Origin of the sequence: Methanoculleus sp., assembly GCF_035363275.1 — an archaeon.
In the GTDB taxonomy this organism is placed as follows: Archaea; Halobacteriota; Methanomicrobia; order Methanomicrobiales; family Methanoculleaceae; genus Methanoculleus.
This window is the reverse complement of the sequence record NZ_DAOSET010000030.1, coordinates 1-9874: the sequence shown is the minus strand read 5'-3', so window position 1 is coordinate 9874 and position 9874 is coordinate 1. Positions and strand designations below refer to the sequence as shown.

5 protein-coding genes and 1 pseudogene are annotated in these 9874 nt (G+C 57.2%); 4 read left to right on the top strand and 2 right to left on the bottom strand.

All coding sequences use genetic code 11. The features are described 5' to 3' along the window. Positions 1–439, bottom strand: a pseudogene (locus PLN84_RS07970) (hypothetical protein); the annotation flags it as partial. 614 nt (positions 440–1053) lie between these two features. On the opposite strand from PLN84_RS07970, the gene PLN84_RS07965 reads away from it, so the two are divergent. Further along, positions 1054–3645, top strand: coding sequence for a hypothetical protein (locus PLN84_RS07965; protein WP_348531998.1), 2592 nt, complete (start codon positions 1054–1056; stop codon positions 3643–3645). A gap of 296 nt (positions 3646–3941) precedes the next feature. Here the strand turns inward: PLN84_RS07965 and PLN84_RS07960 are convergent, their stop codons facing one another. Then, positions 3942–4271 carry a tetratricopeptide repeat protein gene (locus PLN84_RS07960; RefSeq protein WP_261596701.1) on the bottom strand — a complete coding sequence of 110 codons (330 nt, stop codon included), beginning with the start codon at positions 4269–4271 and terminating at the stop codon, positions 3942–3944. Positions 4272–4592: 321 nt separating this feature from the next. Between PLN84_RS07960 and PLN84_RS07955 the strand changes: the two genes are divergently transcribed. The 3 genes from PLN84_RS07955 (at position 4593) to PLN84_RS07945 (ending at position 9679) form a co-directional block, all read left to right on the top strand. After that, positions 4593–7013 (top strand): PAS domain-containing protein, encoded by a 2421-nt coding sequence (locus PLN84_RS07955; protein ID WP_348531997.1) that lies wholly within the window; start codon positions 4593–4595, stop codon positions 7011–7013. A 44-nt stretch (positions 7014–7057) separates the two neighbouring features. Further along, positions 7058–7390, top strand: a complete 333-nt coding sequence (locus PLN84_RS07950; RefSeq protein ID WP_299954484.1) for a hypothetical protein — start codon at positions 7058–7060, stop codon at positions 7388–7390. 141 nt (positions 7391–7531) lie between these two features. Beyond that, positions 7532–9679 (top strand): BMP family ABC transporter substrate-binding protein, encoded by a 2148-nt coding sequence (locus PLN84_RS07945; protein ID WP_348531996.1) that lies wholly within the window; start codon positions 7532–7534, stop codon positions 9677–9679. Positions 9680–9874: the final 195 nt, after the last annotated feature.

Sequence of the window (9874 nt, the reverse complement as noted above, 5' to 3'; positions counted from 1 at the left end):
AGACTGCTGCACCGCTGACGGTAAGGTGGGTAACTACTCCGTCATCGAGTGTTTTCCGGAACCGATGCACCTCATCTGCAGAAAACAGCTGCAAAAGCAGCAAAGTACTACCGGCTCCGAAGATGATCATCACCAGAACCTTTGGAATGTCGCCAAGAACTCCCGGAATAAAACAGGTGGCAAAACCAATTGCGGTGATGATGACCCCTGAAATGAGTCCCGGCCACGATCTCTTCAATGATCCGATCGGGGTTTTTCCTATCGTTTGCAGCTGCAGGCCGAACATAATCAGAAGGAGACCGTACACGCCATCCTCATAGTAGGGCAGTGCCCCTGCAGCCACCGAAAAGAGCACGGTACTGAGGGCGAGCATTATCAGGCCAATGGCCAGGAGATGAGTCACTTCCAGGGAGATGCCCGTCTCTTCTAAAATTTTCATATTTTTCCTATCCGTTGTATTGTGTTGTGACGCTACCTTTTTAAACTATGAGTATTCTCCGTCATCATGACCGGGCGTGGGCAGATCGCGGTTGTCAGACACGTCCCCCTGTGTCGAAGAAATGGATCGAGCATCACAAAGAATTGCCCGAAGTCGTCCCGCGCCTTCTGGTTGTCCGGCTGCGGCATATATGCCGTCAAAGCCGCGGATGCTCCGGGGGTATCCGTTCGGACGGGATATAGCCGGCAGGAGCGCTGGAACGCCGACGGTCTTCTTCCGGGATATGCCGGATCACCTGCCGGTACGGTGCCGGGCAGGTCCTGCATGGGAGAGAACGATGAAGAGGAGGGAAGCGGGTTGGCCGGCGGTACTCTTTACATTAACCGATACCATATGGGAATGTTTATATTTAATGGTACCAGAAATATTCTGGTCCTTTGAAATGCAGCGATTACTGCAATATCCTGGAGTTAATGCCCGGAAACTCCCCTCTTCCTCCAAGAGTTGCAGTTTCGGTATGAGCATTGTAACCAGGATCTTGATGATCGTAGCCAGGTGTTAACTGGATATAGTTGCGTGGCGTATACTGAGTTATCACCAACGTTTAAGTTGCCATGCCGCAGATTGAGACCGTCCCCAAAATCTGTTTTGTCTGCCATAAATCATCGAAACAGATAAACAGTGCACCCTCTACGCATCCCGTTACGGCAGGGACATCGGGAATAGTGGAGCTTGAGGGTCGTCCAAAGGAACTGACAACGGACATTCTTAAAAACCAACTTGAAGTATGTCCACATTGCGGATACATTGCAAAAGACATCGGGGAGAAAACAGTAATCACCAAAGACTTCCTGCAGTCTCCTGATTACTGCGATCTCCAGAATCCGGATATCCCCCCGTTAGCTTCACGGTATATACGTGCTGCACGTATCCAGCTGGAGGAGAACAATCCGGAAAAAGCCATAGACTATTATCTCCGGGCCGCATGGTCCGCTGATACCATGCGCCACCGTGAGATAGCCGTCTCCTGCCGTAGAAAAGCCCTGTCCCTGATATTTGCAGGCAACAAAACACTCGCCGACATCCCTTCAAACAAATGGGTTCCGGTCCTTGATACCATGCGGCGGTGTGGGGATTTCGACAGCGTAATCACGTACTGTACCGGTCTTCTGGCTATTGCAGGCCCAACACTAAAGCAGGGACTGGATTACGAACTCTTTTGCGCAAAACAACATGACGGCGAACCGCATACCAATCTTGATGCCGCAAACAGCAATCAATACCGGTCGGGAGCTCCGGAGGCCAACGAGGAGTTTGTCATCGGCGGGAGATCCTACTCCGGCGAAGACGACTGTTATGGCAAGGGATGGAACTGGGTTGCAGAAACACGCACCCTTGTCCTTTCCAACTATCATGGCTCGTCAATTGAAGCATCCGGAGACCTCACCATCCGGGTGGAACAGCTTGACAACCAGATCTTCAGCCCTCATGGGCCGGGAATTCGCATTCACAACGGAAACCTGAAACTTACGGGTATTGCAGCGTTGTCCATAAAGGGAGACGACGGAGGGATTTTTGTCGAGTCCGGCTCCCTGCAAATTGCACAAACCATCCTCATCATCCGGACAAACGATTACGGGATCTATGCGTCAGGGAACATCTCCGTCACAGACGGCAGCGTACTCGACATCAGTTCTGAAACGACAGCAATCAGATCGGTATTCGGGGGCTTAACCACAACCGGCATGTGTTCCCTGACAATCTATGGAAATCGTGCAGGAATTGACCTTGCGGGAGATATGAATCTCTCCGTAGGGGGCCTGAAGATCGAGAGCCCCGAGGGATGCGGAATTCTGATTCACCACGGCTCTATAGATATATCTTCTGCTGTTTTTGACGCCTTCTGCGGCGATATAGGTATTCGCCTGGAGGAGGGCAGTCTCACCGTTGACGTTTCGACATTTGATCTGAATGCAACATCCTGTGTGCAGGTAAACGGTTCGTGCAATATTCTCCGGTCGAATGGTACTCTGTCAGGAGAGGATTATGGGTGTTTTGTTTCCCGGAATATGGATCTTTCCGGGGACTACGAAATCTCCGGAAAAACTGCCATCGCGGTTGGAGGAAACCTGCAGATACAAAACGGAAATATCACTGCATCCGGGGAGACCGGAATATCTGTTGGGGGTGACCTGAACTATGTCGGGGGAGGTCTGATGCTTACAGGAGATACGGCAATGCAGATTGCAGGTAATGCAGAAATCTCTGGTGGCCGGATTATGGGGATTGGCAAGATCAACGGAATTGTGGTGAACGGCTCCTATACCCAGTCTGGCGGGGATGTATCTGTCTCCGGGGAGGCTGAAGACGGCATGCGGATTTCCGGGAAAAAGATGACCTCGACCTTTGGATCCATCACCGTATCCGGCCGTAAAAACGGACTGGTTGTGGCAGGATCTGCGGTAATTGAAAGTATTAATCTCTCGGCTTCCGGTAATGTCGGATTTTCTGTGGGTAAATCGCTGAAAATTGAACGTGGTCGTCTGAAAGTTACTGGTGTGGAGATCGGTCTTTCGGTGAAAGAGGGCAACCTGATCCTTGGTACCGTGGTAAATATGAATGCAAATGGTAATGTGGGGATTTATACGACAAAGGATATCGGCATCCATGGAGCGACCGTCATTGTTACCGGCAGGTTTGGCGGAATTGTATCCGAGAAAGGCAATCTGATTATTACCAACGGGAGAGTGGAGATTACAGCGGATGATTACGGGGTGCTCATCCCGTCAGGATCAGCAAAGATCCCTTGCGGGATTATCAGGATTACCAATTCACGGATGAGGGATTCGGGGGGCTGTGGTATTGTTGTTGAGAAGGGAGATCTCGAATTAGGGGGCGTTGTAACGATTGAAAGTGAGAATTACGGGGTGTCCGTGCCGTGTGGGGAGATATCCATGATGGCCGGTAAAATTGAGGCTTACGGTTTCCGGGCCGGCATCACGGGGAAGTCACTGACTATCAAGGAGGCAGCTCTTACTGTGTACGGGAAGACAGAGGGGGCGGTTGTTCTCACGGAGCGAGGACCCTGGAATGATGCAGGAGTCGTTGTTCAGGCAGGAAAATCGGGGAAATCCGCGACAGATGAGGTTTACTCCGGCCAGCGGTTCCTCCATGCCTATACGGAACGTGTCCCTGATGCATCGTGATGCGGGTCAGGTCAACCCCATTTTCATAGGAATGCAGGAATCATCCCCCGGGAGGGGGATCTGCTTGAGGAAGATGTTCGCTTCGCCCGGCATCCCGGATGGTATGAGGGCGCATTGATTCGAGCAGATAGGCGGGAGAAGAACCACGGTATTAGAGGTCGGCGATCGCTGAAATGTTCATCCACTGCCTTGTCCGGTCTTAGGACCATAAAAATGTATTTTTCTCATGACTGCTTACCGGTCCTTTGTTGTGCGGCAGCGTCGAAAGTTGTGGTGTGTGGTAACTTAATGCTGCCTCAACGGCCGCAATACAGTTCGATTGATTTCGCAATACACTGCGTTGCTTCTGCGTCCCTCCCAACCGATCTCAAACTCATTCCCTTGTTGAACCATGCATCTGCATGATAGGGATCGATCCTGATTGCCTGATCGTAACTTGCGATTGCCTGCTCATGCTGACCGAGGTAGTCGCAGCAATCCCCCATCAGGGCAAACGCCCCCGGGTGCTGCGGTTCCATGTCAATTGCCTTCCTCAGGCATTCCACTGCAGCGGCGTGATCTCCTCGCATCGACTTTTCCTGTGCCTGTCGGATCAGGTGTTCCGTGTTGAAGTTAAATGTCTGCATCTCCGCTTTACCTTTCCTGTGGTCACACGGCACATCATCAGTTGTCCTGTGCCAAAATAAGATGGAATCCACCCTTTATTATGAATTTGCACACTAATTTCGCCATATAAGTCTGCAATGAAAATATGCACCATAGTGTGCCATGCACATTTTGATATGCATTTTGCCGTGATCCTGCACACCCTTAGATGCCGTCGCAGTTACGGGTATGGCTGTGTGTTGAATACGCGCCGGAAAGAAGGGCACCCGGCAGAATCTCCGATACTCGTTTAGGGGCCTGCAAATAAAAAAATTTACTATGCCAGCACCTAATTCCCTTGTATGAGCGTGCTCGATCAGGAGAGGATGGATCGAATCAAACAATACCTGAAATGGAACCCGCGGGGGATGACCATCTCGGATGTCTCTTCTAAACTGCATATGAACAGGAATCTTGTATCGAAATATCTCGATATGCTCCTCATCTCCGGGCAGGTCGACATGCAGGAGATTGGAGCTGCAAAGGTATACTTCCTCTCCCATCGCGTCCCCATATCTGCCATGCTTGACTTCTCTTCCGACATGGTCGTTGTTCTCGATGATGAGAACAGGATCCTGAAGGTCAACGAACCGATGCTCGTAGCGCTCAACGAAGATCGGGAATCGGTCGTCGGCACGAGTATACATATCTCACAAAACCCCATTCTCGTTGCACTGAAGAACAATCTATCACCGCCGGAGTTACGCGACGCACCAGACCGGATCATTGAGATGCGCTGCGTTCTGCAGGAAACAGAGCGTCATTTCCGCGTGAAACGGATGCCGACGGTATTTGAGGATGGAGCCCGGGGTATCACGCTGATCATTGAGGATATCACCGATCAGGTTGCCTCTCAGGAGAGGCTCCGGGTGAGTGAGGCCCGGTACCGGGGTATCATCGAGGATCAGACCGAGTTTATCGTCCGGTGCATGCCGGACGGCACCGCCACGTTTGTGAATGCTGCGTATGCCCGGTATTCTGAGGAGCGCGTGGAGCATCTCATCGGGAAGCCCTTTATTCCCCGTATATGCAATGAAGATGCCCATGCGAGGGATCAGGCATTTCGGTCGCTGAGCCGCGATCATCCGGTCTCCACGTTCGAATGCCGGATACATCATTCCTCAGGGCGGATCCGCTGGAATACGTGGACAATGCGCGCGTTCTTTGATACCTCCGGCCACCTCTCCGAATGCCAGGGCATGGGCAGGGATATCACTGAGAAGCGCGAGGCTGCAGCGAAGATCAACGACTATATCAGAGGGATGGAGTTCCTCTCGCAGACCGGTATGGCCTTTATGGACATGGGCGAAGATGATGACATCTACGATTACGTTGTGCGGCAGGTCTACTCGCTCGCCCCGCTACCTCTGGTATGGATCGACATCATCGATGGACCTACGCAAAACCTCGTTCTCAAAAGTATTGTCGGGGATTCTACTGCACTGGAGATAACGGAGCAATCCCCGGGAACGCGCCCCGCGGGGATGCTTTTTCTTATTAATAAGGCCGACATGACGGAACTTATCCAGTGCAGGAGTCTTGTAAAGGTGCCTCCACGCTCCCGGCTTCTGCATAAACAGATTGTGGAAACAGCAGGAGAACTTGACATCTATCTGATGGGGCTTGTCTCCAAGGGAAGACTCATCGGCAATGTCGGGATAAGCCAGAAACGTGGCTCCTTGCTGCCGAATAAGGATCTCATCGAGGCGCTCATCCGGCAGGCTGCGATTGCGATTGATAGGAGGGTTGCCAACGACACCCTCAAGAAGAGCCTGGCGCGCGAAAAAGTGCAGGTCCAAAACCTGCAGTTCCTCTCCCGGACCGCGATGAACTTCATCGAGATGGAGGACTCGGTAGATCTCTACCGTTACATTGCGGATCGCCTCTACGATCTCGTCCCGGAGAGTGTCATCGGCATCAACTCGTTCGATCCGGAGCAGAGGGAGTTTACGCTCCGTGCTGTTGTGGGAGAAGAAGAGCAGACCAATGCGCTCTGGGAGGCTCTCGGGATCGTCAATCCGCTCGGGGTATCGTTTCCTATCAGTGAGTTGCCCCTGTCCGAGACGGACTTCCATAAAGGTGCACTCATTGAAGTTTTATCGCCGTACGATCTCTGTTTCCACAGGATCCCACAGGAGCGTTGCGTACAGGCTCAAGAGAGGTTAAGACCTGGCCGGGGTTTTTGCATGGGGTTTGCCTGTAAGGGCGAGATTTTTGGTAATATCCTGATTGAGTTGTTTCGACCGGGCGATGTTACGAACAGGGAGACCGTCGAGGCATTTGTTAACCAGGCTTCAGTTGCCCTGTTACGGCGATTTGCAAGGGAGTGCAACCGCGAAGGCAGAGAGTTCTTCCGGCTGCTCGTAGAGCAGATGCCGTATCCCATCGTTATCCTCGACCGGGACGGGTGCATCCTTGATGCAAACAAACTCGCTGCAACCCTTGTCGGGTGCCGCGACGCGGCCGAACTTGCCGGGAGGTCGTTTCGCGAGTATATGGAGAGTGGAGCAGATCTTCCTCCCGGGTTGTTACGGTGCCTGGTCTCCTATGAGAGCAGTGATCTGTCCTGCCGTTTGTGTCTGCGGTCTTCCGGCAACGGCATACGTGATGTAGAGGCCTGGGGTAGAATGGTTCGATATGACCGGAAACCTGCCCTGTATCTGGTCTTGCGTCCGCTCTCATCCGGAGAGGAGGATATTCCGTCTTCCTCTGCCCGGTGTTGAGCCGGTCGTCAGCCTGCGGGGTTGGAAGGGGTGGAGCAGGGCCTTTGACGTGGGGGGTGCGCCGCTCCAGAAGGCGTCGAGAATGCTCTACGCTCTTCCCCTTGCACGTCGGGGAGGTTCGGCGCTCCCGCCCGCGGCCGACGGCTACGCACGCGCGAGGGAGAAGACCGGGGTCTGCCTCGCGACGCCTTCCAGGAGGCGGATATCCCGGGATCACCAGGCAGAACTACCTCGACTGCGACGAGGAGATCGCGGAGAGGGCGGTCGGGATCGTGAAGGAACCCGTCGAGTCGGGGAAGATCCCGGAGGAGCGGATCGACGAGTCCTGCGGCCGGATCCTCAGGCTGAAGATGGAGCACCTGGATGGGATGCCCTGATCAGGACCCTTCCACCGGGGCACTCCGGGATGAGGGCCGCTTGGCCGCCGGAACTCCGATAAAAAACCATATCCGGACCACTGTCGACGTATAGTGCATCGGCTGCCGGCCGCGACCCCGGCGCCCGGACGAAGATCTGTCATGACCCCACGACCCCGGTTCCCTGCCCTCCTGCCGCTCGTTCTGCTCACCTGCATCGTCGCGTCGGCGATCCTTTCCGCAGGCTGCACCGCCGCTCCCGATCCCGTCCGGATCGGCGTCCTCCTGCCGGCTAACGGCTCGCTTGCCACCCATTCCCTCGACGGCCTCGCCTGGGCGGCGGAGGCGCTGAACCGGGAGGGCGGCCGGCCGGTCGAACTCGTCTACCGCGACACGAGCACGGGGAACATCTCCGCCTACGCGGAGGAGCTTGCCGGGCGCGGGGATATCGACGTCATCATCGGCCCAGCGACGAGCGCGGAACTCCTCGAGATCGCTCCCCTCGTCACCGGGCGGGGCAAACTCCTCATGTCGCCGAGCGCCACCTCGGGCCTCGTCACGGCCGAATTCCGGGAGAACGATCTCGTCTGGCGGACCTGTTCCGGTGACGGTGAGCAGCTGAAGGCGATCTTTGGGATTCTCTCCGATACCGGTGTAGAGAACGTCTCGCTCGTTGCGGCAAACACCACCTACGGCGAGACGTTCGCCCGGCTTGCCCCGGCGGCGGCCTCAATGCACGGGGTCCGGCTCACCGGGACGGCCTTCGTCGAGGACCCGGACGACCTCGCGGCGGTTGCGGCACGGCTCAGCGGGGAGGAGCCCGATACGGTCGTCGCCGCCCTCTACCCCGAGGAGGCCGCCCGTCTCGCGGACGCCCTCTCCCCCGCCGGCCTCTTCCTCACCGACGCCGGCCGTTCGCCCTACCTGATCGAGCGTCTCGGGCTTCGGGCGGAGGGGATCTCGGGGACGTCGCTTGCCCCCGACCCCTCGACCGGCTACGCGATCGCCTACGAGGAGGTCTTCGGCGAGGAACCCCCGGCGTTTGCCGCACAGACCTACGACGCCCTCCTCCTCGCCGTCTACACCGCTGCCCGGCAGGAGGCGGCACCCGATGAGCCGCTCGCGGCCTCCCTCCGGTGGGTCGTCTCCGGCGACGGCGCCACGTTGGGCTGGGACCCCCAGGAGGCCTCCGAGGCCGCGGCGATGATCCGTGCGGGCGGCCACCCGGCGGTCACCGGCGCCTCCGGGCCACTCCGGTTCGGCGAGCACTCCGCCTCCGGGCCGCTCGCCGGCTACTACACCCGCTGGACAATCGAGGGGGGGGCGTTCTCCGAGAGCACCCCGGTCGCGTCCGCGGAGGTCTCCCCGCGCCGCCCCACCCTCTCCTCGCCCGGCCCTGCCGGTGAGGGGCCCGTAGTCTGGATGGTCTACCCGCTCGCAAAGGGCGACCGGTCGTTTGCGGACTCGGCCTACCGGGGCCTCTTCCGGGCAGGGGAGTCGTTTGACTTCACGAAGAGGGAGTTCACCTACGACGACCTCGCGCTCCTCGACGCCGTCTTCGCCGCCCGGAACTTCACCGAGAAGCCCGACCTCGTCATCACCGAGGGGTTCCAGTTCGCCGGCGCCTCCCGTGCGTGGGCGGAAGCGAACCCCGATATCCGGTTCGTCACCCTCGAGCAGGAGGACTTCGGACTCCCGAACGCCTGCGACGCCGTGATGGTCCCCTACGGTGCCTCCTACCTCGCGGGCGTGATGGCGGCGAAGATGACGGAGACGGGAAGGATCGGCGCGATCGCCGGCGCCCCGGTCGCCGTCATCGAGCCCTTCGTCGAGGGGTTCAGGGCCGGAGCGGGGGCATACGATCCGGCCGTGAACGTGACGGTCCTCTACGTCGGCGAGAGTTTCGAGGGGTTCGGGATGCCGGGGCGTGCGGGTGACCTCGCCCGCGGCCTCCGGGCGGAGGGCGTCGACGTCATCCTGATGATCGCGGGTTCCAGCAACACCGGGATCGTCGCCGCCGCCCGCGAGACCGGCGACGTATTCCTCATCGGGGAGGATGCCGACCAGTCCTACCTCGCCCCGAACCTGGTGGCTGCGTCGGTGGTGAAGAACATCGACGCGATCGTCTATTGCGCGGTGGAAGACGAGGTCGCGGGCCGGTTCACCCCCGGGCAGGAGGTCTGGACGCTTGAAAACGGCGGGACCGGGCTCTTCGTCTCCCCGCGGTTCAGCGAGTATGGATGGGTCGGCACGGAGTGGCACGACCGGGCCGTCGCCGCGGAGGGGGAGTACCTGGCCGAAATCTGGTGATCTGATATGTTCGCAGGTCATACCTGTATGCTGCACCGCGTGTGTACGGGTGATCGAGACGACCTGGCAGGACTTCGCCATAACCGGCATAACGATACTCTTCGCGGTCATGCTCGTGCCGCAGCTCCGCGACGTGATGACCCGCGGTGCCGTGCTGAACTTCTTCTCGGCGCTCTTCACGAGCCTGCTCGGCTA

Excerpts from the sequence above, each read along its gene's own strand:
- PLN84_RS07965 (WP_348531998.1), top strand. The coding sequence starts at position 1,054 with ATGCCGCAGATTGAGACCGTCCCCAAAATCTGTTTTGTCTGCCATAAA.
- PLN84_RS07960 (WP_261596701.1), bottom strand. The coding sequence starts at position 4,271 with ATGCAGACATTTAACTTCAACACGGAACACCTGATCCGACAGGCACAG.
- PLN84_RS07955 (WP_348531997.1), top strand. The coding sequence starts at position 4,593 with ATGAGCGTGCTCGATCAGGAGAGGATGGATCGAATCAAACAATACCTG.
- PLN84_RS07945 (WP_348531996.1), top strand. The coding sequence starts at position 7,532 with ATGACCCCACGACCCCGGTTCCCTGCCCTCCTGCCGCTCGTTCTGCTC.